The organism is Bacillus sp. FSL R5-0512, assembly GCF_038593295.1.
In the GTDB taxonomy this organism is placed as follows: domain Bacteria; phylum Bacillota; class Bacilli; order Bacillales; family Bacillaceae; genus Bacillus; species Bacillus safensis.
The window spans coordinates 1,746,294-1,772,787 of record NZ_CP151982.1; the positions used below are offsets into that span (position 1 = coordinate 1,746,294).

Here is a 26,494-nt window from a genome sequence, read left to right on the forward strand (position 1 = left end):
TAAACAAAAATTTATTCTCGTGAAAATTATCGATTGATTTTCTTTTTAATTTATTTTATGATTTATTTATCAAAAAAAATTGATTAATGAAAAAGGAGAATTCTATGTCCCTTTCCTTTCCCTTAGAAAATAAACAACTAGTGGATACATTTGAGCATTACGAACTGAAGTTCAAAGCATTATCTGATAAAAAAAGGCTGCATTTATTAAACGTTCTTTGCGAAAACGGCCCTACTTGTGTTTGTGATCTAATTGAGCAATTTCAGATGACACAATCTAAATTGTCATATCATTTAAAAATCTTATTAGATGCAGATTTAATCACAAAAGAAACAAGGGGTACATGGAGTTATTATTCCTTAAATGAAAAAGAAGTGAATCATTTACTTTCAACAGAGCTATGTTGTTTATTTCGCCCTTCTTGCTAGGAAGGGAATTATTTTTAACTAATTAATCAAAAAAAATTGATTTATAAGGAGTTACATAAAATGAAAAAAAACTTACCAGTAGTAATTATTGGCGGCGGCCCAGTTGGTATTGCCGCAGCTGCACATCTTATTAAAAGAAATGAATCATTTCTCTTATTTGAATCAGGCAAACAAATTGGGAATCATTTTTTAGATTATGGACATGTACGCCTGTTTTCACCATGGGAGTTTAATATTGATCAAGCTGCAAGGGAATTGCTAGAAAAACACCAGATCCCCCTCCCTTGTAAAGATGAATTCCCATTAGGAAAAGAAATTGTTAGCCAATATCTAAAACCATTAACTGAACTACCAGAAATGAAACCACATATTTATTTAAATAGCCCAGTTCTCCATATTGGCAAAAAAGGTGTTGATAAAGTCAAAACAAAAGACAGAGATCTAGTACCTTTTGTCATTCGAGTGAAATTAAATAATCAAGAAGAAAAAACTTACGAGGCAAAGGCGGTTATTGATGCCACTGGTACGTGGCAAAACCCTAACCCAATAAATGCTGAAGGGATTATGACTGAAAATGAAAAAAGAGTTGCTGATCGGATTTATTATGGCATTCCTGATGTTTTAAATCGTGATCTGATTCGGTATCGGAATAAAACAGTTGCAGTGGTTGGCAGTGGTCATTCTGCTGTAAACACTTTGCTCGAGCTGGCAGAGCTAAAAAAGACATCAAAAAACACAGAAATTATATGGATTTTAAGAAAGCATGATATTAGTGAGGTATTTGGAGGAGAAAGCAATGATCAATTGCCTGCAAGAGGTCAATTAGGCATTAGATTGAGACAAATTCTAGATAAAGGATTAGTAAGAGTCTTCCCTTCAATGTTGATTCAAAATATTGAACAAACTTTTGATAGCAAGTTAAAAATCATTAGCATCCAGGAAGAAGCAGAAATAACAATTGATAATATAGATGAAGTGATTGCGAATACTGGAGCAAGGCCTGACTTTAAATTCCTAAGAGAAATTCGCCATACATTTGATTCAGCATTAGAGTGCGTGCCGGATCTTGCTGACCTTATTGATCCTAACATACACAGTTGTGGAACTGTACGACCACATGGTGAAAAAGAACTGAGACAACCAGAAACAAACTTTTATATCATTGGTTCCAAAAGTTATGGAAGAGCACCTACATTTTTATTAGCTACCGGTTATGAGCAGGCTCGATCTGTTGTTGCTTATATGACTGGTGATAAAGAATCTGCTGCGCGTGTAGAACTTAAGTTACCTGAAACGGGAGTTTGTAAAGTTGCTTTAAAACCTAAATTTGAGAAAACGTCTTGTTGTATTGATGAATAAATAAAAAGCAGACCTCTTTTTGGGGTCTGTTTAATTAGATAGTATTTTTTCCATAGCCATTACATCAACATAACCATTGTCGATTTTCCCTTGTTTTTTGAATATGCCTACTTCCCTATACCCCATTGATTTATATAAACCTTGTCCTAATTCATTAAATGGGAAGATGAATAAGACAATTTTATGTATTTGAGATTTAACTGCTTCTTTTTCTATCTTAAATAAGAGTGCTTTACCAATACCTTTTCCTCTTTGATTACGACGGATATATAGAGATAAAATTAGCAACACCTTGATAAGCACATCGATGAGAGTATGGGTTAAGTGCCACCCACCCTACTACCTGTGAATTTAATTCAGCAACAAGAATTTTATATTTTTCAGACCGATCAGTGAACCATTTTGTCATGCAAATGATATCTTTTTTTTCAACTTCTAAAGTGGCTATTTTATCAATAATCCCTTGGTTATAAATATCTAATATTTCAGATCTGAATTGTTGGCCTCTCTAATTTTAAGCATACTTCCCATATCCATCTTTGTAGTGTGAATCTAAAAATCTCGTATTCTTTTAATGATTGAAGTCTCGGTATTAAATAAAGTAACCAATTAAATAGATTAAAGTCAATTTATTTTTACAAAGTTTTACTTAGAATGCATGAAAAGACCAAAAGATTTTATTCTTTTGGTCTTTTCGCGTCTCATAAAATAAAAACTAAAGTGAATCATAGGAGCTGCAGTACAGTTTGTTAAATTGCGAATCTCTTATTTCTCATCCAACAGACTAAGTAGTTCTTTGGCTAAAGTCTTTGAACCTGATACGCCTTTTAAATATTTCATTTCCCCTTGAACAGACCAATCAATTTTTTCAAGCTTGTATAAGAATGAATTTAAAATTTTTAAGTCTATTTGCATGGATTCATTATTTAAACTTTTAGGCAAGATTTCTGAACCTATTATAGACAAAGCATTTATCCCAACGATATGAGTTAGTTTTGATTCTTTATAGTTACCCCAATCATCAGGAAACAGCTTTTTGATCTCGTCAAAATAAATTAAAGATTATTCATATTAATTTCTTTAATCGAAAAAACAAGCACTTGTATAATGATTCAAGTACTTGTTTTTAAGGACAATAATATGTGCTTATCTTAAGTGGACTGTATGCCTGTTTACTATTTGACTAAATAAAAGATTGTTAGCAGAAAGTAGTTCTTGTATCTCTGTATTTGTCCATAGCTGCGGGGATTTCTTCGCTAAAGCTTTAGCCAAATTTAACAGTGAATTTCTGAATTGTTCTAGTAGTACTTCGTGCATAACTCGAGTACCGTCCGCAGGATGAGCATTATTGAATGGCTTTTTCCCCCTATGCAACATAATCGGAATGAACTCCTGCTCAGTACCATACTTGTCCTTATGCCATTGGATTGAATGAAGTAACTGTTCTATATCTGATCTAGAAATGGTTTCGGTGGTTCTATTATTTTTAGCTTCAATAATAAGATTCACACCATTTTCCATTCTCCATAAATTGTCTGGTCCATCACCCTCGTCTTCTTCTGGCATCTCAGAAGCAAAACCTAGAAACTCACCGATTTTCTGAACACTTTTTTCAAATGCAAACGAATCAACATCAGGTGAATATATTAAATCGGCATACAAACTCTCTATTGCTATAATTACATCTGTACCTGTAGAGTATTGTTTTAGCCAATTTAAAATGACATCTGCTTGCCGTCCTTTTACTTTAATCAATTTAGAGTAGGTATACGTCTGCGGTTTTAATACTTTGGAGGAGAACTTTTTTGCTTTTACCTGCATGTCAACAGCTCCTACAGGATTTATTGAATCTAATATGTTTGCTCCTAACTGAAGGTAATAGGCTTTGTCAACATTGCTCATTGAGCTTTCATATTCATTTACAATGTTTCTGATAACATCGCAAGCATCTTCGTATAAATCATCTCGATAATTCATAAGTCCGGTTCTTTCTAACTCTGCAATTTCGAACAGATGAGACGTTGAACTTTTCTTGTTTGGTTCAGAGTTCAATATCATATCCTTGTGGAATTGCCGCCAATCTGGATCACTACTTAAACAAGCTTTTACTGCTTCAGAAATTTCTGTTAAGGCCTCTTCTCTAGTATTAGGCTTATTATCACCAAACAACTCAAGTCCAAAATCAATTTGTGATCTTGTAGTCGAATTAAAGAATTCACGATTTTCTTCTGTACCGATAAAATTGAGTAATGAATTGTCTAAAATGAATACAGCACAGTGGTCACTACCTGATCTCACTGCCCTTCCTAGACCTTGTTCAATTGCCTGGGCAGTTTGTGCATTGATGAACGGTGATCCCTCTCGAACAATAGAATTATATTGTTCTCTGGCTGTGTATGAGCTTGGCTTGCCATCAAGCACAAGAATTCTGCAAGAGTCGCCTGCCAGATCTACTCCGTCATATCTGTTTAGAAATATCATAAGATTTCCTTGGGATTTTTTTAAAGTTTGAGTTGCTTCAAGGATATTATCTTTATCAACAATTGTCGGATTGTAATTTTCCCACGCTTTTACTTTACCAATATTCGGAACAATTATTATAACATTATGATTTTCGGCATGTTCAGCGATTATCGGACGCATAGTTTCATCAGTTAAGTCTGGATAGTATCTCTTTGGAGCAATAATTAATCTTTCACCAGCATCTCCTTGATTCTCTACCTCTAGAGGATTTTCAACTGAACTTTTGTCAATTCCTAGTTCTGTAATTAAATCTGTACTGTTATTAAATGTTGCCGATAAAACGAACCTAAGTTTGGCATTAAAAAAAGAAGGGATTTTTTGAATAGGTATATAGGGTGGCGTAATTTCTATTTGACTCCCGCTTATATAGCATTGACATTTAGATAATTCATCACCAATTATACGCCAAGTAAATTTAACGGATTCATCATTATCTAAATACAGATTATGAAGTACATTAAATACTGAATCTTTTTGTTGTTTCCAAACCCAATAAGGAACAACACGAGATACCGTTGATTCACCGGATTTAATAGCAGTAAAAGCTCCTTCACCTTGCTGACGGATTGATTGTTCAAATAGTTTCCACAGTTTAGAATAAGCAGGGTGATCATTTTTAATAATAATTGTACTTTGCTGGCGAGCTTTCTTAATACAACTGTGGGCATCGTCAACAACTAGTGCACCAATTCTTTGAATGGGGCGATTCCCGTATCCTTCGACGCCAAAAATTGAACGACCATTAATCATTCTCTCGAAAGTTGTAATAAGAATTGCTTTTCCATTTAAAAATTCAGTTGGAAATTCAGCTGTTTGACCTGGTTCATGAGAAATTGTAACCACGGGTATATTGTGAATAGCAGCTTGCTCAACTGCTTGCATTACAAGTTGTCTATCTGGACAAAGGTAGACAACTGGACCGACACCTTCGTTCATTTTAGAAAGAAGCATCAATTGACCAATTAAGGTTTTGCCGGCACCTGTATTCAAAATTCCCACTACATCCTTCTGTGACCGTTGTACATTCCACAACTTTAAAAAATCCTTTTGAATATCACGTAGATAGTCAAAACCCTCCTTGTGAATTAAAGTCTTAAAGATTTCTGTTGGATCTGTCGATTTTTGTGGTCCATCAACATGACCACCTCTTATTCTATTTTTAAATAAGCTCACTATAAAACCACCTTCCAGTAATTAGGTGGTGTAATTATAGCTTATATAACTTATTTAGTTTGTCGATTTTTGTATTTTCTTGAATTATTGTGTTTGTGTCATTAAATCACTAAACATTCGAGTTTTATCCACACACTCATGTAGTTTTAAGAAACCTTTGCTACTTCTTATCCTTATTTTGATTTATTAGTCGTTCATAATGGATCCACTTTTGCCTTCCAAAATTATAATGGATCCACATTTACCTTCTTGTACACAAGAGGGCTCAGCTCTCTAACTTTAACATCAGGCTGTTCTGCAAAATATTTCAAAGCCTCTTCTATATTGGTCACTGTAATAGCTAAATGAGCTACACCGATATCACTCGGTTTTAGGTGAACATTCTGTTGATCTGGCGTCGACCATTGGACCAGTTCGATCTTTCTACCGCCGTATTGCAAAAATGCCGCCCCTTCTACAACTGAATGATCGTGAACCCCAAAGTATCTTTTAAAACTATCGTCTTCAAAGTGCATCCGTCCTGGCCGGAACAAGACTTCAAAACCCAAAATATTAGTGAAGAATTCAACTGCTACTTCGATATCGGGTACTACAAATCCTGAATGCTCTATTGTGCCTTGAAAAATTGTATTTTTCATATCGCTAAACCCCTTTGATTTTTTTGGAAGTAAACGATTAATTATAAAGTAGTATTTAATGCAGCTATATAACACAAGCACCGATGATGTTGGCACTATTACAAGATTTAGAACAACAATACCTGAGCCTTGAGATACTATATGATTTTTTTGTAATTTCTATCTTTTTTGATTATCCATTAAAATTTACATGTTCCATCTGAACAATAATCATCGAGCGACGACTCTAATTTATGCTCTTCAACCTTAGCATTCGCGTACTCTTCTTTCCAAACCTGTTGTAATGTTTCTAAAAATACTTCACTAGGTTGTGCTCCTGAGATGACATATTTATCATTCACTACGTAAAAGGGAACGCCCTGAATCCCAATTTTTGATCCCTCGGCTCTATCAGCTGCAATATTCTCGCTATATTTATCATTTGCTAAAACATCCAAAGCTTCGTTGCCATCAAGACCTATTTCACTTGTAAGTTGAGCAAGTGTTGCGTGATCACCGATATCTAGTGAATCCGTGAAATGAGCTTTCAAAATACGCTCCATAAACTCCCGTATCTTCCCTTTCTCTTTTGCATAATAAGAAAGACGAAGTGCATCATATGAATTCGTGGGAATCATTGTATCAAATTGATAATCTAATCCAACATCTTTTGCTTTCTGTTTCAATTGATTGTTCAGTACTTTTGCTTTTTCATATGGGACACCATGCTTGGAGGATAATACTTGATGGATATCCATTCCTGTATTTTTTTTCGCATATGGATCTAATTGAAAATGACGAAATAAGACTTCTACCTCTTCTTTATGCTCAAACTGTTCTAACCCTATTTCAAATTGACGTTTGCCAATATAACAAAACGGACAAACAAAATCAGACCAAATTTCTACTTTCATCATATGTTCCCCCTTTATGATTTTGATGAATGTGCGAGGGGGATTATGTTAATAAACATCTTTTTAATTAATCCCACCAAAGCTCTTTTTTAAAAAGTTCGTGCTGCCGCTTTTGCCTTTTCAATTGCTGCAGCAACAACTTCTTCTTTCTTAGTTGGATCATAGTCAATACCTTCAACAAAAATCGTTGGTTCCACTTCAATTCCAACAAACTTTAGCGCACCTCTCACGTAAGAATCGGAATGTTCCATTCCAATTGCCTGCGAATAAAATCCTCCCATTCCATGAATATGGATTGCTTTTTTTCCTTTCATCAATCCTTCTGGACCTTCTGCTGTATATTTAAACGTTTTTCCAGCACTCATGATTGTATCAAAATAGGCTTTTAATAATGGTTGGATTCCTAAATTCCACATTGAAGACTGAATGATGTATTTATCTACTTCCATAAATTGCTTTGTGAATGCATTCACTGCTTCTATTTTTTGTGCTTCAACATCTGTTAGCGCTTCGCCACTTCTTAACTTCTTTTGTCCAGTTAAAAAATCAGCATCGATTAATGGCACATTTGCATAATAGACATCTACTTCTATTATTTCATCCGTTGGTTTTACTTCCTTATATTCATTGATAAATGCTCTAGCAACTTGCGTACTTCTTGATTGTTCCTCACTTTGGGGTGTTCCTTTAACAAATAATACTTTTGACATGATTATTGTCTCCTCTATGATTTTGATGAATGTTTTTTATGCCTAAACATTTTTTGAATACTTATAAAAAGAATTTACATGTTTCATCTAAACAATATTTTCGGTATGTTTCCTATAATTTTTGCTGAATCAACACCCTCATACAAAAAGCTGATTTAACGATTATAGACAATGGGCATTTTTCCGATTAATTGGCGTTGCCTAGCGGCGTCATACATGAGTTTAGCGACATTTTCCCTTGATACGGACATTTTAGCTGGCTGATCGCCGAATGAATAACCGTAAGATTGCCCTTTGTATTTGATATTAGGATTAATGATTCGAACGACTGTCCAATCCAGGTTTGATTGTTTAATCAGTTCTCCTATCTTCTTCATTTCGGCATAACCATTTGGCATGAAAAGTTTAGGCAGTATTCTTGGCAGTATCGTCGATAAGCTTTTCTTATCGTCTTTAGATTGCAAGGCTGGCGTCGCGAGTGTAATCAACCTTTTTTTGGTGAACTTCTTCATCGCTTTGACAATCCGGTTATGTCCGTCGGCAATCGGTGTGCCTTTTCGTTTTCGCGACAAATCAATCCCGGGGCCTAAGGTGCTTATCACGACATCAGCTTCTGAAACTGCCGTTTCAATAGCTGAAGTGTTCGTTAGTTCCCCCGTTACAATGCGTAAATTCGAATGCTTTTGCTTGATTTTCTCAGGGTTTCTAACATATACCGTAACGAAATCTCCGTTTTCTAATGCAAACTGTGTTAAAAGTTGACCGATTGCACCAGTTGCACCAAAAATAGTGATGTTCATGGTCTTCTATCTCCTTTTGTTATTCTGAATGATCACAATTATTTCCTTGATCAAAACTTTTTCGTAATAACATGTGTTATTTAAGCAACGCGCGTTGTATAATTTGATGATAAGATGAAAAAGAATAATAAACAATAACCAAAATAGCCAATATGTTGTTTACGCAACACTTCTATTGTATTGTCGTTTTTAAACACCATATGAACCCTTAAAAGGAGAAGAAAAAATGATTATGCCAAAAAAAGATCCAAGAACACTTCGTACAAGACAATTGATTGTAGACTCTTTTCTTTCGTTAGCTAGTGAAAAAGATTTCAACAATATAACGGTACGTGATATCACAGAAAAGGCTACTATTAACCGCGCTACATTTTATGCGCACTTTGACGATAAATTTGATTTATTACATTCTACAATCACCAATACATTTACAGACAAATTGAAAAAAAGATTAAATGATCACGATGGATTCAATGAAAAAGTCATTGCAAATATTTTTCTAGCCATGTGTGATCACCATAAAGAGCTAAGCGAATTATGTCCTAAAGGTTATCATTCTTTAGGAACGATTATAGAAAGTAAAATTAAAGAGGAGTTACAGAAGCTCATAGCTGATCTTGTGCTAAAAGGAACTGAAAATACCATTGAATTAGAGGATAAACAATTGGTAACAACCCTATCTACTATGCTAAGTTGGGGGATATACGGAGCTGCATACACATGGAATAAGGATGGAAGACCTATTTCACCAGAAGATCTAGTGACTAAGACCCTTCCTATCTTTAAAAATGGTATGAGTAAGTATTTTCTTTAATGAATATCAATTATTTTCAGCCATTTTAAAGTAGCCTTTATTAATAAATTACGCAACAAATCGTTATTAGAATAAAACAGTTGCTGTAATTGGCAGTGGGTATTCTGCTGTTAGCACTCTGTTTGAGCTGGCAGAGCTAAAAATACCTCTTTTAAATTTCAAAAACTTCTACGACCTTCTCAATAAATTAAATCGGTCGTAGAGGTTGGGCCTTTTTGGGCTTCCTTGATTTGTTACCGAATTTGTTGGTACTGTAAATCAAATATTCTGGGATATTTCTTTTAAAAATTGCTTTCTCTTTTCATCTGTTGTTAAGTTAACTCCCGAAAAATGAATCCATTTGGTGTCTTCATTTTTAATTCCCAAGTCAGCAAGAGTTCTGTTAATAAAAACGCTTTGAATCGCATTCCCGCCTTCAGTTTCTATATAATCCTTATCTGTTGTAGATGTTGAGATGACGGTTGTTTTTTTTATATTTGTCAATAAACCTTTTAAAGCCCCAGTGTTTTTATCTTCCAAGAATGCGAAACCTCTTAACATGACTTTATCAATAAATCCTTTTAAAATTGCAGGTAAATCCCACCACCAGACAGGAAATATAAATATTAATTCAGTTGACTGACTTAATTTCTTTTGATAATCCTTAACTAATTGATAAGGCGTTTCTCCTTTATGAAAATACTTCAATTCCTCAGCTGAAAAAACGGGATTGAACCCATCTTTATATAAATCGATCACTTGAAATGGTTCTCTCTTTGTTTCTAGATTTTCTGTAATGGAAGTCAAAATGGCATGATTATAGCTTCCGTCCCAAGGATGTGCATAGACAATTGTTTTCATGATTCATTCACCCTTTTTTATTATTTTTCATCATATTTTGATGTACATTCATTTTATTGTATGCTATAACGTACTACAAGTACGGTAATTAAAGTGCGATACTAACCTAAAGGAGAGTGTAAAATGACCGAAGAATCCTTTACAGCTCATGTTGATCTAAAAGAAACTGGATTTGGGTACACTTTATCATTAATTGGTGGGAAATATAAGATGACGGTACTGTATGCTTTATATGCAAACAATGCGCCTATTCGCTATAATCAGTTGAAGCGATTGCTTGGGGCAATCTCTTTTAAAACATTAACCAATACACTAAAAGAACTTGAAGCAGATCAGTTAATTAATCGTAAAGAATATCCTCAAGTGCCTCCAAAAGTAGAATATAGTTTATCGGAAAAGGGATTATCATTGATCCCTGTATTAGATGCGATTTGTTATTGGGGGGAAGAACAAATGAAAATGAAATAGTTAGGCTGGCAAATCTTTCTCCTCAAACACATCCTTTTTAATTTTAAGTTCATTTCTCTCAAAACGTGCTATATCTTTCCTCGTTCCGATGACAATTTGAGCTATCCGTTTGACCAAATCTCTTTCTGGTTGCATAACAGAGGCTGAAGTTTTTGTGTTGCAATTGATGAGCACAAAAAAAGAGCCTTTGCTGGCTCCTTATTGTTAATCATATAAAGTTGATCTTAAGACTTTGAAAAGCCTGTTCTCCATGTGGGATATTGAAGAATCCACCCAATTTCGTTCTTGGCTTTGTGGTTCGAGGCCCCTCTCTCCCAAGAGTTTGTTTGAGGATACGATGAACCAGTTTTGTCTTGAAGGGTGCCTTTTAAGAAGCTGCTGCACAACGGTACCACTTGGAATTTGTATCAATGCGAACAAAGAAGGACATTTTGTCCTTCCTTTCTTGTACCTGCTTGAGGTTATGTTTTGCAGATCAATATATAGCTCATTCGGGTAAATCCTTATTGCACTTTCACAATCTTATACTTATTCGACTTCCCCTATGCCCCTATGAAGAGAATGAAATCTAAAAATGAATGATTCCTAATTCTATTGATGTTTTAATTGCTTCAGCTCTTGATGTCACATTTAGTTTTTGATAAATGTTTGTTAAATGTGCTTTTACAGTTCTCTCGGAAATTCCCATATCAAATGCAATTTCCTTACTCCGAAACCCTCTAGCTACTGCTTGCAAAACGAGCATCTCTTTTTCGGTAAGCGAGTGGTTGTCTGTTTTCAATTTTTCTTGAGGTTCTTTGTGTGCGGTTGATTCAAACACCTTTGAGGCCACATTTGATTGAAGTAAAATGTCTCCTCTGATGGCTGCTTCAATTGTATTAAATAAGTTTTCTCTGCTGGTATCCTTTAAGAGGTAGCCTTTTGCACCAAGCTGTAACCCTTGAATCATTAAGTTCTCTTCATTATAAGTAGTCAGAATGAGTACGGGAACTTTTATTTGAAGAGACTGCATTTCTCTAAGCATATCAAGCCCGCTCATCATAGGCATGTTGAGGTCAAGTAATACAAGGTCTGGGGATTTTTCTTTTATGACATCTAACCCCTTTCCTCCATCTTCTGCTTCTCCAACAACTTCAAATCTTTCGTCTGTTTCAAGAATTAATTTTAATCCTTCTCTCACAACATAATGATCATCCACAATCACAATTCGATAAGACACTGTATTTACTCCTTTTTCAAAGGTATGTTTACTATTACTTGTGTACCTTCATTTTTTTTACTTTTCAAATGGATCTCTCCACCAAGCAGCCGGACACGTTCTGACATACCAATGATGCCGTAATGTCCAAAAGTGGATTCTCGTTTTTTCTCATCAAACCCCACTCCATTGTCTGCTATTTCCAAATGGATGTGATCACCTTGTTGTACGATCACTAACTCGACATGGCTTGCTTTGGCATGTTTTGAAACATTCGTTAAGCATTCTTTTATTATGTAAACAGTATGTTCAATAAAAAAAGGCGACATATTTTGAAGTACAGAGATCTTTGTGCGAATTGGGATATTCGTTGCTGTCGTAAATCGATTTACTTCATTTTTTACTGTTTCGGTTAAATCGTATTGATCATGACGATCCTTCCGAAGATCATCAATCACCATCCGTGCCTCACCTAGTGTTTTTCGCGCTTGGCTCATTGAGCCCTTGATAATGCTTTGAGCACGCTGGGTATTTTGATTCTCTAAATGTGCTTGAACAGCTTCCAATTGCATAATAATGCCTGCAAGCCCTTGTGCAAGGGTATCATGTAAATCTCTAGCCATTCTTTGACGCTCATTAGCAAGGGTTAACTCTTCCACCTGCTGATGTGCGAGTTCGAGTTCCTTTAGAAACGTTTGAGTTCGAATTCTAGCCTTTACTTGTCTAAAAAATAAGATAGAGTATGCAACGACCACAATAAGGATCAGAAATAAAATCGGAATGTAGACAGTCAGATCATCGGTATCATTAGCCAAAATAAGAGCTAGAAAAAAAAGCACATAAAAACAAAGTCCTGTCAAAATAATCTTTAATGTATGATAGTATACACCGATGCTCTGAGCAATTAATACCGGTAAAAGACCAATTAAAATAACAGGAGAGGCAGCTGGCATAGCTAAAACACAAAGTAGAATAACGATTCCTTGTATGAAGAAATAAATCCAAGGCTTCTTCTGGAACCAATAAAAAGACCACCAATGAAAAATGAGATGTATTGCAAAAAGGCCAGAAAAAAACAAACTTGAAAGCGATAGAGATACTGTTAAAAACTGAAAAATCATCGCTGCAACATACACAAGAATACCCCATAATAACGTGGGAATTCGGGAATAGATCATTTCATTAAATGGGTCTATCCGTTTCTTATCCATAAACGTTCACCTTCCAAACCCCATCATAACACGAAAAATACCGCCCGCCTTTGAAAGAGGCAATGGCGGTATTAGAATTTTAACATTTAAAGAAGAATAAATTATATAATCTTCTTTTCTTTTTGGGCAATTGACTCTCCTTCAATATCAATATGCGGAAGCAATCGTGCCAGCCATTTAGGTAAGTACAAATTTGCACGCCCTAATAGCATCATACAAGCGGGGATAAAGGTCATTCTAATAACAAATGCATCGAATAAAACCCCAAATGCCAATGTTAATCCCATTGTTTTAATAATTAAGTCTTGAGCAAAAATAAAGCTTGCGAAAACGAAAATCATAATTAAGCCTGCTGCAGTTACAACCCTGCCACTATGCTGTAATCCAGAAATAACAGATTTCTTTGCATCCTGAGATAGAAGAAATTCTTCCCTCATTCTACTAACTAAAAATACTTCATAATCCATTGCAAGACCAAATAATATTCCTGTTACTAGTACAGGCATAAAGTTCAACAGAGGACCTGCTGCAGGTATTCCAAACAATGGGGCAAGATGTCCATCCTGTAAAACAAAGACAGCAAAACCTAATGTAGCAGTTAATGTCATTAAAAACCCTAGTACAGCCTTTAATGGAACAAGGAATGATCTAAATACAAGAATCATTAACACAAAAGCAAATCCAATAATGACTCCTGCAAATTTTGGCAATGCTTGACTGAGTCTATCTGAAATATCTATATTCACGGCAGTAGAACCAGTCACAAGAAACTTTGTGTCAGTCACACTCGATTCATTTCGAATGTCTTTTACTAATTGCTTCGTTTCTTTATCCTCCGGACCACTTCTAGGTAAGATTGTTAACATTGCGTACTCACCCGATTGATCAGGGATCGCCGGCGTGATTTGTTTGATACCATCCATTTTTTCTAACAATTTTGATGATTCCTCGATGGACTTGGACTTCCTCGTTTCATCTGCTTGAGAGGCATCTATGATGACAACAAGTGGTCCATTAAACCCCTTGCCAAATCCTTCTGCTAAAAGATCGTATCCTTTACGTTCAGTTGTTTCTTTGCCTTTCATACCGTTATCCGGAAGGCCAAGCTCCATATGAAGTGCTGGCCAGCTTACCAATCCTGTCAATAAAATGACACCTAGCATTATTTTACCCGGATGCTTTTGAATAAATCTTCCCCAGCCCATTGTTTTTTTCTCTTTTTTTGACTGTAATTTAGAAAATAACTTATTTTGTCTGGAAGGACTCACCTTATCTCCAAGAAGCCCTAGTATAGCTGGAACAATCGTCAGAGAAACAAGCATAACAGATAGTACCATAAAGGCTCCCACAAGGCCCATGATACCTAGAAACGGTATGTCAACTAATACAAGTCCACATAATGCAACAATAACAGTGACGCCCGCAAATAATACAGCACTTCCTGCGGTACCCACTGCTCTAGCAGCAGCCTCATTCAAATTGTAGCCTTCTGCTAACAGCTGTCGATATCTTGAAATGATAAACAGTGCATAATCAATTCCTACTGCAAGACCAATCATCACCGCTAATGTGAGACTAAATGCAGACATTTCTACAAAGTTTGAGGTGATTAAAATGACCATAACACCTATGACTAACCCGATCACAGCCGTCAATATTGGTAATCCTGCGACCAAAAGTGAAGCAAATGTAAAGACTAAAATCAAGAAGGCGAAGACAATCCCTATGATTTCAGAAATCCCACCTACTTCAATTTCAGAGAATGTGACGGAGCCGCCTAATTCCGTTTGGATGCCGGCATCTCTTGAAATCTTTATGCTATTTAATACTTTCTCTTTTGAGGATTCCTTTACCTTATCCGCTTTCACTCGATACGTAATATCCGCATATCCTATCTTCTTATCTTTACTTATCGTAAAGTTTTGATATAAATCGGTCACCTGCTTAACTGCTTTATCCTTTTTAATTTCTTTCATCGTCTCATTTATTTTATGTTTTACTTTCTTTGCTTCTAATGTTTCATCCTTAGGTGCTTTAAATATCAGACGAATCGTTCCCCCATCATCACCTGCTGGGAACTTCTTTTCCAAGAGATCCATCGCCTTTTCAGATTTTGTTCCTGGAATCGACATATCTCCATTAAATGAAACGCCTGTCCCTATTGTTGCTGCAACTACAGCTACTAAAATAAGTAACCAACCGATTAACATTCGTTTAGGCTTCATAAAAGCAAAGTTTCCTAAGTTATATAAAAATTTAGCCATTCACTTACTCCTTTTTCATCGAATTCATGATATTCACCTCTTTATTCTACGCAATGAAATAGTGAAGTAAAATTGTACTTTTGGGCAAAAGGGATTGTACATTCAGGCAAGAAAAAGAGCATCTCTCTTGAGATACCCTTCATATATATATTGAAGATCTGGCATATGACAACATATCCTCTTCCTATATAAATCCCAATATCTCATTTTGTTGATGCGCTAGTTCCATTCCCTCTGCTAGATAGAGAGCGCTCATTTTATCTATATCATCATCTGGCCAATGGCGGATCAGTTGACGCAATCTAGCTGCAACGGTCTGACAAACATCTGGTGATAAGTAACGATCAGAATCGGGCTGTTCCAGCAATGGGATGATGTCATCTTGGTAGTTTTTAAAGGGTATTTCCCCACCAAACCCCTCCAAATCATCTAAATTCATACCGATACAAGCAGCTAACCTTTTTCTAAACCATGGAAGTTACTGTATGACCAATGTGCTTCGCAGTGAATAAAATCCAAACCCATGAAACATTCCTCCGATTTCAAGTTTGGGTTATTTTGATTTAATTCCTGCACCACAAAGAGGTATGACGATTGTTTCTTTTGATTTCTTTTTATATTTCATGTAGCCAGCAAAATTGACTGCAGATGTCACTTCCACATAAAATCCTTTCTCACTTAGTTTAGAGCGTGCATTCAATATCTCTTCTTCTTCAATATCTATAAATGTGCCATTGGTATTTTGTACAGCTTCTAGAATTTGTTTGGAGCGCGCCGGGGCAGCAATGGCTATCCCTTCTGCCAAGGTTCCTGTATTCGTAACAGGCGATGCTGATTCTTTCGCATTTTGATAAGCTTTCACAAGAGGTGCACAGTTTTTCGCTTGTATGGCAATGATTTTCGGTATTTGATGAATCAAACCATTTTCAAATAACTCTTTAAAACCATAATACGCACCTAGGAGGAGAGTACCGTTTCCAACTGGAATGATTAAAGCATCAGGTGCTCCTTTTATTTGTTCATAAATTTCATAGGCGTATGTTTTTGTTCCTTCAAAAAAATAAGGATGATACACATGGCTTGCATAAAAGACGTTTTCGTCGTCTACTGCTTTTTGGGCCGCGGCTGCAATATCCTCTCGTGTACCGCGAATTTCTTTAATCGTTGCGCCATGGGCTTTGATTTGAGCGACTTTTTTTGGTGAAGTGTCATCGCTTAGATAGATGTCACAGGCGATACCGCAACGTGCTGCATATGCTGCAATCGCCGTTCCTGCATTCCCACTACTATCAGCAATCACCTTTGATACCCCTAATTCTTTTGCATGTGTCATCAACACAGCGGCTCCTCGGTCTTTAAAGGATAATGTCGGCATCATATAATCAACTTTTACATAAGTGTTTGGCTCATTAGGATCTAAAACGATTAACGGAGTTTGACCTTCACCCATTGTCACAGATTCCCAAGTCTTAGAATCTTTTGAAAATGGCATTGTTTCAACATAACGCCATAAGGAGTTTGGGTAGTGATCCCAAGCCTCTATATCTATTTTAGGGGTATCTTTCACCAGATTTAATACGTCGTTACAATCACATTTCCATAAAGTTGGTGTCATCTCATACTTTTTGCCGCAATGGTTGCAAATCAATTGATTCATCAATCATCAACCCCTTTGGATAATTTTTTATATAAAATATACTTTTTTATATATCATAGGCAAAAAAATATTCTAAATATAAGAAATAGCATCAATTTCAATTTTGAAACCAAAATGTAATTCATTCGTTGGTACAACAGTACGTGCTGGTTGATGTTCCCCGAAAAATTCAGTGTAAACCGCATCTACTTTATCCCATAGTTCAATATCCGAAATGTATAATGTCATACGCAAAATCTTTTCTTTTTTACTTCCGGCTGCTTCTACAATCATCTCCACATTCTTAAGCGCTTGCAATGTCTCTTCTTCAATGGGGCCGAATTCTTTTTCTCTCGTTTCTGGATTGATGGCAAATTGTCCTGAAACGTAGACCGTGTTTTGATGAATGGTTGCGAATGCATAGTGTCCGTTGGATTTTAGATTCCCTACCTCAAGGATACTTTTCATTTCGTTTTCCCTTCATTCGATTTATGTTTGATCTCATCCAAATAGCTGTAGACAGTGACTTTAGAAATACCTAACATAGATGCGACCTTCTCAACCGAACCTTTCATTAAAAAGATTCCCTTTTCATCCATGAACCTTATTAATTCAATTTTTTCATGACGTTTCATAACTGGGTGGACACTGTTTTGAATGATCTGTTGAATCAATTGATCTACTATTCCTTCCACATTATCAAAATCATCATTTGGTGTTGTTTCATTCTCTTGAACTTCAACTTTTGAAGAAAGAAAAGTATCCATAAATTGCTGCATTTGATTCAAAGCTTCAACATCAAAATTGATACAGAATGCTCCAACCACCTTTTTCTTAGAATCACGAATTAATGAAGTCGAAGAACGAATGGTACGGTTGTCTTCTGTTTTAAATGTATACCCAGCAAGATAATCTTCTTTAAAATCTTCTGATTGTAATACAGTCTTGACTAGATGATCAAATGATTGACCGATTTCTCTTCCTGTCACATGGTTATTTACTGTAAACATGACAGATGCTTGAGGGTTCGTTAAATCATGAATCACTACTTCACAATTTGGTCCAAACATTTTTGCCGTAGATTTTGCTAAAGGAATATAGCTCTCTAATAAATTCTTCGTATTTTCCATGCCTAAGCACCTCATTTGTTTATTCCACTAGATTATATAATTTTATATATATAAAAACAATATATAGATTTTTTTATATATGTTGAAAAGGTTGAGAAAATATAAAAAAAGCAGCCATTGACTGCTTTTTGCTCGTGCTCCTTTCTAATTGATTTCTTGCTGGATTCCATACAAAATGACTTCAATTCCCCACCTGAACCGTTCCATTGATACGGTATCACCTGCAAACATTTCTTCTTTCAGGCTATGGATGAAAGAAATGCCGTCATCGTATGCATCTCCTCTTCTTTATGGAAATCGTTTAAAGCTACATCACATTTATATTATAACGTACACCGTTCGTTTAAAAAGTTTATTTCACGATTGTGTGTTTTAATGAAAAGAAACCAATCGTCCGCCATCATATGATACACTCCAACTAGGAATGTGATAACGATGATTCTTGAATCAGTCGTTTCCATTGTTCTAATTCTGAGTGTAAGAGGTGTTTCTATGAATAAATTATTGGCAACGTTGATATTAGGATTGGGCTTTAGTGGTGCTGCTCTCATTCTTTCTGTCCCTTTGTTATTCAAGTCCAAACCAGAACAATTTGAGCTGGTGTTTACTGCTGGATCAGCGGGCGCTTTCACTGTATTCGCTGTCTCATGCCTAGTTCTTCGAAAACAATTCAATCGCTAAAAAACCTAAACACAATCCGCCATTAGAACAACAAGTCCAATTAATCCTGCTAGTTGACCCATCAGATGTACGTTTTTTTATGGAGAAGGAACTTCCGCGAGAGCAGTATCAAATGAAAGAAGTGCTGGGAGAACTCTATTTTACAACTTCAACATAAGGAGAATGACGATAGTACACTTATTACAGATAGATTTTAAGATGAAGGGTCCTTTCGGTGATGAAATGGCAAAAGAGTTTTCTGATTTAGCGAAAAGTATAAATGTGGAAGACGGATTCATATGGAAAATATGGACGGAGAATGCTCAAAAAAATGAGGATGAGGGTGAAATCATTATCTATACAATAGGTTCAAGACCTGTTTATTCCCTCGTCATAACGTTGCTTCATCAGGCATTCCCCCGTTTGAATGATGAGGAGAAAGCGATGTCAACTCTCCGTCTAGTTCAACCTGTTTCTTGTCATTCCTATCTTATTTCCAGTAGACCAACTCTCTTACTAAGCCATTACCTGTGTAACCAACGTTTATATCATGCAGAATAACCATTAGAGTAATTAATAAAGAACGCACCCTCGTCATCTGTAGATTTTGAAAGTGACTTTGTATGTAGAGGGCTTACTCCTCAGTTTTCTTATCTAGAGATATGTGAAAGTTAGACTTATTAGATGAAAAGTAGATGTTATTATTGCTCTGAGTAGATGACGTGAATCCCACACAGTCTTTCATTGATACGTTAGAAAAAGTCTTCCCTGTGTTATCATAGTTGACTATTTCGCAACCCCTGTCCATTACCTCTGAAAAAGTTACAGCAAATTTACTATCTTTTAAGCTGCTTAACTCTCTTTTTGGAGAGTCTACCACTGCATCCTGCTCTTTGAACATGCTGAGCAGATTAATACTATGGTGCAAATTGATACAAGTAATTTATAGTAATTCATTTAATCATCTCCTTTTTCAATTATAAACAAGCAAAGCAATCGGGAAGCCCGGCTGCTTAACCTCTCACTTTTTATGATAAAAGACTTTTGTGTTATTCGATTTGACAAATCCATTGGAACTTTTCTCAAGGTCGAATGGCGCCATCGCGACCGTGGTGTTAAAGACACATTTGCATCGAGCACAAGCACTGAAAATATGCAATCGACACATATGAAAAACCAGCGTTCCCTTATTTGAGAATAAACGCTGGTTTTTTTTATTATTTGATGTTTAATCCTTCTTTAATGGACTTTAACGTGATTTCATTCGACCATTCTGGGCGATCAGAATATGCAAAGACTGCATTTGTAACGATTCCATCGAATTTCATTTCGCGTAATTTCCGGTAAAGTGCTTCAAAATTAATTTCTCCTTCACCAGGATTCAAGTGCTGGTGAACGGTTACATTGGCATCTGGTGGATTCACGATATAACGTAGCCCGTAAGCTGCTTTATGATTTAGTGTATCTGCGATTAATACATGTGCAAGCAGATCTCCTGCCTCATCAAGGTGCTTCTCTACATCACCAATCCCATCGTCATAGAAGAACGCATGGGGAACAGAATACACAAGTTTGATCCATTCTTTATCTAGTGCACGAATCATGCGGATCGCTTCAATGTTCAACTCTATAAAGTCATGTGGATGTGACTGAAGGTTTAGCTTAATCCCTTCTTTTTCAAAGATTGGCATCAGTTCGTCCATTGATCTGACAAATGCTGCTTCACTTTCTAAAGGGCGTGTTTTGTCTCCACTAAATTCACTGTTCATGAGATCAACACCAAGTTCTGATGTGATCTCAATACATCTTTTCCAGTTTCTCACTGCCGCTTGCCGCTCTTGCTCATTTGGTGAAGACCATTGTTGAACAGGAAGTACAGAAGAAATTTTTACACCTGCATCACGACAATATCTCTTTAAGTCTCTGATCAAATGTTTATCAACTTTTGGATATTCATAAAACCAAATGAAATCTTTACGCGGGGACAGCTCTACATATTCATAGCCGAGTCTTGCAACGTTATCAATTGTATCTTTTAAATTTGTATGATCACGGTAATGAGACGGGTCGTATGCTAAAATCATGTTCAATCTCCCTTTCTTTTTCAGCTAAGTATTTATTTTTGGACGGTTGTTAATGCTTGATCATAAAATGCTGGGCGGTCATCAAGGTGAATCGGAGTGACTTCACCAGATACTTTCGCTTCTAAACATGCATCAGATGTGACTGCTGCGACATAACCATCCCATGCTGTTGGACCATTGACTTCACCTTTTAATGTAGAATCAATCCAATCTTGTAGTTCAGCATCATACGCGCTTTTAAAACGAGCTTGCCAGTCTACTAAAATATCTTTTGAATGTTTTGCATCAGTACGCAAAACAACCGTAGCAGGCTCAGGAAGACTGGCAATTCCTTTTTCTCCAACGACTTGGCACTGAATATCATATCCATACTCACAATTGACAAAAATTTCTCCACTAATGAGTGCCCCACGTTTTGTTTTCATCAAGACTATGATTGGATCTTGAAGGTGATCGGCTGCTTGACTTGTTTTCTTTGGTGCAATTGTTTGTACTGACACATAGTCGTCGTTTAGTAACCAGCGGTGAATATCAATTTCGTGGATAAATGTATCGACAATTGACATATCACCAGTATAAGTTTCAGGTACTGTTGGGTTTCTATGTGCAGAATGAATGATTAATGGTTCACCAACAGTTCCTTGATCAAGAGTTGCTTTCAATGCTAGATAGCTTGGGTCATAACGGCGCATGTATCCAACCTGCACGAATAACTTCCCTGCTTCGATTTCAGCATTCACAATGCGCTTACACCCTTCTGCTGTTGTCGCAAGTGGTTTTTCGCAGAAAACAGGTTTTCCTGCTTGTATCGCAGCTAATACAAACTCTTCATGTGTTGGTCCCCAAGAAGTGACGATAATCGCATCAACATCATCAGCTTGAATGAGTTGATGGCCATCGTTGTAGACTGTTGCATCTAAATGTAATGCGTTTACAATCGCTTGGGCTTGCGCTTGATTCACATCTGTTACTGCCACAATTTTTCCTTTTGACAATGTATTTGTGATTCTTTTCATATGTTCTTGACCAATTGCTCCAGTACCAATAACACCAATTCTTAATTTCATTTGAGAGTCCCCCTGAATGAAAGCGCTTTATGTATGGCGCTTAATCGTGTGTGTATCATGATTTTGTATCTTTTCAAAAGTCTTTGTCATAATAAGTCCGACTGCACATACCCCTAAGATGGCTTCAAAATAAAATCCAAATGCGATGCCAAATACATGATTGACCATTCCTGCAATAAACGGACCACCGAAAATACCAAGTGCATATAATGCTTGATATGCACCCATGGCAGTCGCTCTAAAACTTTGTGACACAGATTCAATGGCCATTCCTAGAAGTATTGGAAAAATAAAACCTAATGCAAGTCCACCTACTCCTTGGTTGATATAAAAGATGACCTTTTGTTGAATAAAAGGAATCATAAAGATCGAAAATGAGGCAACCGTAAATGAACCGATTAAGATGTTTCTTTTATTCGCCTCCTTAAGCAGTCTCGCAAGTAATAAAGGTGCTAAGGTGTGCGGCATCATAAAAGAACAGACAACGTAAAAAAGTTCACTTTGTTTCATGCCGATGGTGAGTGCATACGTTGATGTAAATCCAAACATCGTCGTAAAAATCATACTGTGCGCTAAAATAGACAACAGTGAAATCTTTAGTAACGCTGGTTCTTTCGCGACTTTAATGAGTTGCTTCATTTTCAATTGGGTCTTGTTTTCTGTTTTTTGTTCGAGAATAAAAAGTGATAAAACAAGACCAATCAAGCCGATGAAGGATCCAATCCAAAACGGTGCTTTCCATCCAAAGATATCGACGATATAACCACTAAAGCTCATACCTAACAACTGCGCGAGGACAACGATAAATGAAATGTAATTCATTGCCTTCTGTGATTCATTTTCTTTGAAATAATTCGCATACATTATTGTGAAGGCAACCCATGTTGCTGCTGCTAAGCCAGCAAGACACCTCGCAATAAGCCCCCATATGAAGGCGTCCGTTAAGGCAAATAAAAGACAGCTACAAGTGGCCGTCATCATGCCGAAGACAATAAACGGTTTTCTCATGTTTAAGAAGTCGGAAAAGATCCCCACAGGTAGCCTGCAAAAAAGCTGCATCAGCCCGTAACTACTTAACACGATACCAATAAAGGTATAGTGTCCACCAAGTGTTTTTAAATAAGGTGATAAAATCGGGACATAGAGAAACTGTGTAAACCAAAAGAAAAATGAAATGATAGAAAATAGGACTTTGTCTTTCGCGATGACCACATCCATTTATTTGGCAGGCTGTGATCAGAAGGGACACAGCCGCCTGTTCGCTCGTTTACATATAACGAGCTGTAACCATTTTCTTTCTAGTATAGAATTCTACGCCGTCTGTCCCGTTGGCGTGAAGATCACCGTAGAATGAATCTTTCCAACCGGAGAATGGGAAGAATGCCATTGGAGCTGGGACACCCACGTTAACGCCTAGCATACCTGCTTCAATGTTTTCACGAAATTCTCGGACACTTGATGCACTGTCAGTGTAAAGGCAAGCACCGTTTGCAAATCTTGAATGGTTGGCAATGTCAATCGCTTCACCAAGTGATTTCACACGTACAACAGAAAGAACAGGTGCGAAAATTTCGTCTTGCCAAATTTTCATTTCTTCTGTAACGTGATCAAAAATCGTTGGTCCAACGAAGTAGCCTTCGCCTTCTGTCTCACTGTCTTTTCTTCCATCACGAATGAGGCATGCGCCTTCGTCTACTCCTGATTGAATGTATTGTAACGTGCGCTCTTTATGACCTTCACGGATGACAGGTCCAAGGAACACATCTTCCTCAATGCCATTACCAATGACAATTTGATTTGATTCAATTACTAATTTTTCAATGAATTCATCCGCAATCTCTTCTTCTACTGCCACAACAGCAGCTGCCATACATCTCTCACCAGCTGATCCGAACGCAGCACCGATGATTTGTTTTGTTGCCCCATCTAAATCAGCATCCTTTAAGACGATAGAATGGTTTTTCGCTCCAGCTAACGCTTGAACGCGTTTGCCGTGCTCTGTTCCTTTTTTGTATACATACTCTGCCACTGGCTGAGAGCCAACAAATGAAATCGCTTTGACGTTTTTGTGCTCAAGCAACCCATTTACCACATCATGTGCACCGTTCACAATGTTAAGTACGCCTTTTGGGAGACCAGCTTCTTCAAATAGCTCTGCTAATCTTGCGGCAAGGATTGGTGTTCTTTCAGATGGCTTTAAGACAAATGTGTTTCCACAAGCAATGGCGAGAGGGAACATCCAGCAAGGAACCATCATAGGGAAGTTAAACGGTGTAATCCCGCCAATGACACCGATGGGGTAGCGATACATACCAGACTCAAGTCCTGTTGCAATGTCAGGTAGTTGTTTCCCCATCATGAGGGTTGGTGCACCAGCAGCGAATTCCACACACTCTATGCCGCGTTGTACTTCTCCTTTAGCTTCTGTTAAGCTCTTTCCGTTTTCAAGCGTCACAAGCTCAGCTAATTCTTCCCATTTCTCCACAAGCAATTGCTGGTATTTGAAAAGGATACGCGCACGTTTTGGTACAGCTGTTTTGGACCAAGTTTTGAATGCTTCGTTTGCTGACTGGACAGCACGATCTACGTCTTCTATTGTTGATAAAGGTACTTCTGCAATTACTTCACCGGTTGCAGGATTGAAAACCTTTTCTGTTTGCGTTGTTGCAGCTTCGGTCCATTTGCCACCAATATAATTTTTCACTGTTTTTAAGGTTGTTTTTGCCATGTTTTTTCTCTCTCCTCTACTACTGTTATGGTTGATTTAGAATGAATTCTTCTGCTGTTGCCATAAACGCTTTGATTTCTTCTACAGATGGCATCGCATCAGATGAACTATGTTTTGAAATAACAATTGATGCTGAAGCACTGCCAAAGCGCATTGCTTCTTGAATTGTCAACCCATTCATTAGTGCATAAATGAGAGCAGATGCATATGAATCGCCAGCGCCAAATGTTTTCAGTACTTTCGTTTTAAAAATGCCCCCGCGATGGGAAAGACCATCTTTTGTATAGGCGATTGATCCTTCTCCTCCATGTTTAATGATGACAATTTTTGCATGATGTGAAAACCATTTATTTGCAGTGGATTCATCGTTTGAAGGGCCGTCAACTGTCAATTTTTCCATCATGTCAAACTCTTCCCTTGTCCCGATGATCAAATCTGATTTTTCAGCAGCAAGGTTATAATAAATTGATGTTTCCTCTTCGGACTGCCAAGTATATGGACGATAATCGACATCAAAAATGATGGTCACTTGATGTTTTCTCGCATAATCTAGCGCAACGAAAACGGCTTCTCTAGAAGGACTTTTTGCTAGCGCTGTTCCTGAGATAAGAATGGCTTTCGCTTGTTTGATGTAATCTTCAGACACTTCGCTGATTTCAAGTTTAAGATCAGCGACATTGTCTCTATACATTAAAATGCTGCATTCTTCAGGGCTTTTAATTTCAGTGAATGCAAGGCCTGTCACCGCGCCTGTTCGATCAATGACAATTCCTTCAGTGTCAATGTTGTTTTCTTGCAAATAGTGTGTCGCAAAACGCCCCATTTGGTCATCGGCAACCTTTCCGATAAAGCCTGACTTCATGCCAAGTCTCGCAAGACCGATGGAAATATTCGCAGGAGACCCGCCGACATATTTAGTAAATGTCACTGTTTCTTCCATTGGACAGTTGATTTCATTTGCATTTAAATCAATACATAATCTACCGATCGCAATGACGTCTAGTTTTCTATCTTGTTCAAAAGTTAAATAGGACATTGTCACTTCTCCTTGCTCGCAGCTAATTTGTGTTCCATAATCCACTCATGTTCCTTGCTGTTATGAAACTTCCATGTCCGAACAGGCCCTGCCATCACATTCAAATAGTAAATGTCATAACCAGGGGGCGCTGATACTGGATGATACCCTTTTGGTACTAAAACAGCACTGCCATCTTTGACAGCCATTGTTTCATCTAAAGAAAGGTCATCTGTATACACCCTTTGGAGCGCAAATCCGTGATCTGGTTTTACCTTATGATAATACGTTTCTTCTAAGTAAGATTCATATGGTAAATGATCTTGATCATGCTTATGTGGCGGGTAACTCGACCAGTTTCCTTCTGGTGTAAATACTTCGACTACAAGCAAATGATCTGCAGGCTCTTGCTCTGGTAAAATATTATGAACCTGCCTTGCAATATTGCCTGCTCCTCTATGTTCAACCCCTATATGTTCTGGGGTAATGAGGCGCGCTTTGTATGTGCCTTTTCCTGGAGCAGAGCAAATGGCTATTTCTACATCTGTTGTTGCCTTGATATCAAACTTGTCACCATTTGGTACATAGACAGAATATGGAGGAATCTTTTCAAAAATATCCATGCGCTCTCCGATGTTCTCCCATTTTTCTGTTGTTGTTGAAAGGTGGAGTTTACCAGAAAGAATGACAACACAAACCTCTTTGTCTCCCGTTTCGTGATGAAGCGTTTCACCTTTTGAGAGGGTATACACATCAAATCCAATATACGTCCAACCTGCAGATTCAGGCGTGATGCTCAGCACCTTTCCCTCTTTATCACGTTTTTGTCCTGGTACGATTAGATCAGTCATGATG

The 26,494-nt window shown here is 37.0% G+C and carries 25 protein-coding genes and 2 pseudogenes; 6 read left to right on the forward strand and 21 right to left on the reverse strand.

Annotated elements, in window-relative coordinates:
• Positions 1-104: 104 nt before the first annotated feature.
• Together NSQ25_RS08885 and NSQ25_RS08890 are read left to right on the forward strand one after the other, a co-directional pair.
• Positions 105-428, forward strand: a complete 324-nt coding sequence (locus NSQ25_RS08885) for a metalloregulator ArsR/SmtB family transcription factor (RefSeq protein ID WP_061109926.1) — start codon at positions 105-107, stop codon at positions 426-428.
• 60 nt (positions 429-488) lie between these two features.
• Positions 489-1,787: an NAD(P)-binding domain-containing protein gene (locus NSQ25_RS08890; protein ID WP_326136371.1), complete on the forward strand. Its 1,299-nt coding sequence runs from the start codon at positions 489-491 to the stop codon at positions 1,785-1,787.
• 30 nt (positions 1,788-1,817) lie between these two features.
• On the opposite strand, the pseudogene NSQ25_RS08895 reads toward NSQ25_RS08890, so the two are convergent.
• From NSQ25_RS08895 to NSQ25_RS08925, 7 genes and pseudogenes are all read right to left on the reverse strand, one after another.
• Positions 1,818-2,318: pseudogene (locus NSQ25_RS08895) on the reverse strand (arsinothricin resistance N-acetyltransferase ArsN1 family A).
• A 234-nt stretch (positions 2,319-2,552) separates the two neighbouring features.
• Positions 2,553-2,729, reverse strand: a complete 177-nt coding sequence (locus tag NSQ25_RS08900) for a hypothetical protein (RefSeq protein ID WP_155758827.1) — start codon at positions 2,727-2,729, stop codon at positions 2,553-2,555.
• 204 nt (positions 2,730-2,933) lie between these two features.
• A complete protein-coding gene (locus tag NSQ25_RS08905) occupies positions 2,934-5,483 on the reverse strand; it encodes a DEAD/DEAH box helicase (RefSeq protein WP_326136369.1) in 2,550 nt (849 codons plus the stop codon).
• Between the two features lie 224 nt (positions 5,484-5,707).
• Positions 5,708-6,121 (reverse strand): VOC family protein, encoded by a 414-nt coding sequence (locus NSQ25_RS08910; RefSeq protein WP_070325876.1) that lies wholly within the window; start codon positions 6,119-6,121, stop codon positions 5,708-5,710.
• A 179-nt stretch (positions 6,122-6,300) separates the two neighbouring features.
• Positions 6,301-7,014, reverse strand: a complete 714-nt coding sequence (locus tag NSQ25_RS08915; protein ID WP_070325877.1) for a DsbA family oxidoreductase — start codon at positions 7,012-7,014, stop codon at positions 6,301-6,303.
• Positions 7,015-7,103: 89 nt separating this feature from the next.
• Positions 7,104-7,724: an NAD(P)H-dependent oxidoreductase gene (locus NSQ25_RS08920; RefSeq protein ID WP_070325878.1), complete on the reverse strand. Its 621-nt coding sequence runs from the start codon at positions 7,722-7,724 to the stop codon at positions 7,104-7,106.
• A 155-nt stretch (positions 7,725-7,879) separates the two neighbouring features.
• Positions 7,880-8,524 (reverse strand): NAD(P)H-binding protein, encoded by a 645-nt coding sequence (locus NSQ25_RS08925; protein ID WP_070325879.1) that lies wholly within the window; start codon positions 8,522-8,524, stop codon positions 7,880-7,882.
• Positions 8,525-8,750: 226 nt separating this feature from the next.
• Between NSQ25_RS08925 and NSQ25_RS08930 the strand changes: the two genes are divergently transcribed.
• Positions 8,751-9,338: a TetR/AcrR family transcriptional regulator gene (locus NSQ25_RS08930; protein WP_244858511.1), complete on the forward strand. Its 588-nt coding sequence runs from the start codon at positions 8,751-8,753 to the stop codon at positions 9,336-9,338.
• A 258-nt stretch (positions 9,339-9,596) separates the two neighbouring features.
• Here NSQ25_RS08930 and NSQ25_RS08935 read toward each other — a convergent pair whose 3' ends face one another.
• Positions 9,597-10,178, reverse strand: coding sequence for an NAD(P)H-dependent oxidoreductase (locus NSQ25_RS08935; RefSeq protein WP_070325880.1), 582 nt, complete (start codon positions 10,176-10,178; stop codon positions 9,597-9,599).
• 123 nt (positions 10,179-10,301) lie between these two features.
• On the opposite strand from NSQ25_RS08935, the gene NSQ25_RS08940 reads away from it, so the two are divergent.
• Positions 10,302-10,646 carry a helix-turn-helix domain-containing protein gene (locus NSQ25_RS08940; protein WP_034283468.1) on the forward strand — a complete coding sequence of 115 codons (345 nt, stop codon included), beginning with the start codon at positions 10,302-10,304 and terminating at the stop codon, positions 10,644-10,646.
• Positions 10,647-11,214: 568 nt separating this feature from the next.
• On the opposite strand, the gene NSQ25_RS08945 is transcribed toward NSQ25_RS08940, so the two are convergent.
• The 7 genes from NSQ25_RS08945 to NSQ25_RS08975 form a co-directional block, all read right to left on the reverse strand.
• Entirely contained in the window at positions 11,215-11,865 is a 651-nt protein-coding gene (locus tag NSQ25_RS08945) for a response regulator transcription factor (RefSeq protein ID WP_034283472.1), read from the reverse strand.
• A gap of 5 nt (positions 11,866-11,870) precedes the next feature.
• Positions 11,871-13,055: a sensor histidine kinase gene (locus tag NSQ25_RS08950; RefSeq protein ID WP_034283474.1), complete on the reverse strand. Its 1,185-nt coding sequence runs from the start codon at positions 13,053-13,055 to the stop codon at positions 11,871-11,873.
• Between the two features lie 101 nt (positions 13,056-13,156).
• Entirely contained in the window at positions 13,157-15,319 is a 2,163-nt protein-coding gene (locus tag NSQ25_RS08955) for an MMPL family transporter (protein WP_326136365.1), read from the reverse strand.
• A gap of 184 nt (positions 15,320-15,503) precedes the next feature.
• On the reverse strand, positions 15,504-15,758 hold the full coding sequence (locus tag NSQ25_RS08960; protein WP_326136363.1) for a hypothetical protein: 255 nt from the start codon (positions 15,756-15,758) through the stop codon (positions 15,504-15,506).
• 114 nt (positions 15,759-15,872) lie between these two features.
• Positions 15,873-16,976, reverse strand: a complete 1,104-nt coding sequence (locus NSQ25_RS08965; RefSeq protein ID WP_326136361.1) for a threonine synthase — start codon at positions 16,974-16,976, stop codon at positions 15,873-15,875.
• Positions 16,977-17,048: 72 nt separating this feature from the next.
• Positions 17,049-17,423, reverse strand: coding sequence for a RidA family protein (locus NSQ25_RS08970; protein ID WP_024427108.1), 375 nt, complete (start codon positions 17,421-17,423; stop codon positions 17,049-17,051).
• On the reverse strand, positions 17,420-18,085 hold the full coding sequence (locus tag NSQ25_RS08975) for a helix-turn-helix transcriptional regulator (RefSeq protein WP_046311244.1): 666 nt from the start codon (positions 18,083-18,085) through the stop codon (positions 17,420-17,422). The genes NSQ25_RS08970 and NSQ25_RS08975 overlap by 4 nt, the downstream gene beginning before the upstream one ends.
• Positions 18,086-18,577: 492 nt before the next feature.
• Here NSQ25_RS08975 and NSQ25_RS08980 point away from each other — a divergent pair, with 492 nt between their 5' ends.
• Together NSQ25_RS08980 and NSQ25_RS08985 are read left to right on the forward strand one after the other, a co-directional pair.
• Complete coding sequence (locus NSQ25_RS08980; RefSeq protein WP_326136360.1) at positions 18,578-18,766, forward strand: hypothetical protein; 189 nt, start codon at positions 18,578-18,580, stop codon at positions 18,764-18,766.
• A 168-nt stretch (positions 18,767-18,934) separates the two neighbouring features.
• Positions 18,935-19,081 (forward strand): annotated as a pseudogene (locus NSQ25_RS08985) (YdhR family protein); the annotation flags it as partial.
• 881 nt (positions 19,082-19,962) lie between these two features.
• On the opposite strand, the gene NSQ25_RS08990 reads toward NSQ25_RS08985, so the two are convergent.
• From NSQ25_RS08990 to iolB, 6 genes are read right to left on the reverse strand one after another with little or no spacing between them, the layout of a single operon-like run.
• Positions 19,963-20,829: a sugar phosphate isomerase/epimerase gene (locus tag NSQ25_RS08990; protein WP_034283486.1), complete on the reverse strand. Its 867-nt coding sequence runs from the start codon at positions 20,827-20,829 to the stop codon at positions 19,963-19,965.
• 32 nt (positions 20,830-20,861) lie between these two features.
• Positions 20,862-21,896 carry a Gfo/Idh/MocA family oxidoreductase gene (locus NSQ25_RS08995; protein WP_024427111.1) on the reverse strand — a complete coding sequence of 345 codons (1,035 nt, stop codon included), beginning with the start codon at positions 21,894-21,896 and terminating at the stop codon, positions 20,862-20,864.
• Positions 21,897-21,923: 27 nt separating this feature from the next.
• Entirely contained in the window at positions 21,924-23,114 is a 1,191-nt protein-coding gene (locus NSQ25_RS09000) for an MFS transporter (RefSeq protein ID WP_024427112.1), read from the reverse strand.
• A gap of 49 nt (positions 23,115-23,163) precedes the next feature.
• Entirely contained in the window at positions 23,164-24,624 is a 1,461-nt protein-coding gene (locus tag NSQ25_RS09005) for a CoA-acylating methylmalonate-semialdehyde dehydrogenase (RefSeq protein WP_024427113.1), read from the reverse strand.
• Between the two features lie 25 nt (positions 24,625-24,649).
• The gene (iolC, locus tag NSQ25_RS09010) at positions 24,650-25,660 is read right to left on the reverse strand and encodes a 5-dehydro-2-deoxygluconokinase (RefSeq protein ID WP_024427114.1); all 1,011 of its coding nucleotides are present in this window, start codon (positions 25,658-25,660) and stop codon (positions 24,650-24,652) included.
• 2 nt (positions 25,661-25,662) lie between these two features.
• Positions 25,663-26,490 carry a 5-deoxy-glucuronate isomerase gene (gene iolB / locus NSQ25_RS09015; RefSeq protein ID WP_024427115.1) on the reverse strand — a complete coding sequence of 276 codons (828 nt, stop codon included), beginning with the start codon at positions 26,488-26,490 and terminating at the stop codon, positions 25,663-25,665.
• Positions 26,491-26,494 lie beyond the last annotated feature (4 nt).

Coding starts and splice junctions, on each gene's coding strand:
- NSQ25_RS08925 (WP_070325879.1), bottom strand. CDS start 8,524: ATGAACATCACTATTTTTGGTGCAACTGGTGCAATCGGTCAACTTTTA.
- NSQ25_RS08950 (WP_034283474.1), bottom strand. CDS start 13,055: ATGGATAAGAAACGGATAGACCCATTTAATGAAATGATCTATTCCCGA.
- NSQ25_RS08965 (WP_326136361.1), bottom strand. CDS start 16,976: ATGAATCAATTGATTTGCAACCATTGCGGCAAAAAGTATGAGATGACA.
- NSQ25_RS08955 (WP_326136365.1), bottom strand. CDS start 15,319: ATGGCTAAATTTTTATATAACTTAGGAAACTTTGCTTTTATGAAGCCT.
- NSQ25_RS09005 (WP_024427113.1), bottom strand. CDS start 24,624: ATGGCAAAAACAACCTTAAAAACAGTGAAAAATTATATTGGTGGCAAA.
- NSQ25_RS08960 (WP_326136363.1), bottom strand. CDS start 15,758: ATGAATTTAGATGATTTGGAGGGGTTTGGTGGGGAAATACCCTTTAAA.
- NSQ25_RS08930 (WP_244858511.1), top strand. CDS start 8,751: ATGATTATGCCAAAAAAAGATCCAAGAACACTTCGTACAAGACAATTG.
- NSQ25_RS08970 (WP_024427108.1), bottom strand. CDS start 17,423: ATGAAAAGTATCCTTGAGGTAGGGAATCTAAAATCCAACGGACACTAT.
- NSQ25_RS08975 (WP_046311244.1), bottom strand. CDS start 18,085: ATGGAAAATACGAAGAATTTATTAGAGAGCTATATTCCTTTAGCAAAA.
- NSQ25_RS08890 (WP_326136371.1), top strand. CDS start 489: ATGAAAAAAAACTTACCAGTAGTAATTATTGGCGGCGGCCCAGTTGGT.
- NSQ25_RS08940 (WP_034283468.1), top strand. CDS start 10,302: ATGACCGAAGAATCCTTTACAGCTCATGTTGATCTAAAAGAAACTGGA.
- NSQ25_RS08915 (WP_070325877.1), bottom strand. CDS start 7,014: ATGAAAGTAGAAATTTGGTCTGATTTTGTTTGTCCGTTTTGTTATATT.
- NSQ25_RS08920 (WP_070325878.1), bottom strand. CDS start 7,724: ATGTCAAAAGTATTATTTGTTAAAGGAACACCCCAAAGTGAGGAACAA.
- NSQ25_RS08885 (WP_061109926.1), top strand. CDS start 105: ATGTCCCTTTCCTTTCCCTTAGAAAATAAACAACTAGTGGATACATTT.
- NSQ25_RS08910 (WP_070325876.1), bottom strand. CDS start 6,121: ATGAAAAATACAATTTTTCAAGGCACAATAGAGCATTCAGGATTTGTA.
- NSQ25_RS08995 (WP_024427111.1), bottom strand. CDS start 21,896: ATGAAATTAAGAATTGGTGTTATTGGTACTGGAGCAATTGGTCAAGAA.
- NSQ25_RS08990 (WP_034283486.1), bottom strand. CDS start 20,829: ATGATTTTAGCATACGACCCGTCTCATTACCGTGATCATACAAATTTA.
- NSQ25_RS08980 (WP_326136360.1), top strand. CDS start 18,578: ATGAATAAATTATTGGCAACGTTGATATTAGGATTGGGCTTTAGTGGT.
- iolB (WP_024427115.1), bottom strand. CDS start 26,490: ATGACTGATCTAATCGTACCAGGACAAAAACGTGATAAAGAGGGAAAG.
- iolC (WP_024427114.1), bottom strand. CDS start 25,660: ATGTCCTATTTAACTTTTGAACAAGATAGAAAACTAGACGTCATTGCG.
- NSQ25_RS08935 (WP_070325880.1), bottom strand. CDS start 10,178: ATGAAAACAATTGTCTATGCACATCCTTGGGACGGAAGCTATAATCAT.
- NSQ25_RS09000 (WP_024427112.1), bottom strand. CDS start 23,114: ATGGATGTGGTCATCGCGAAAGACAAAGTCCTATTTTCTATCATTTCA.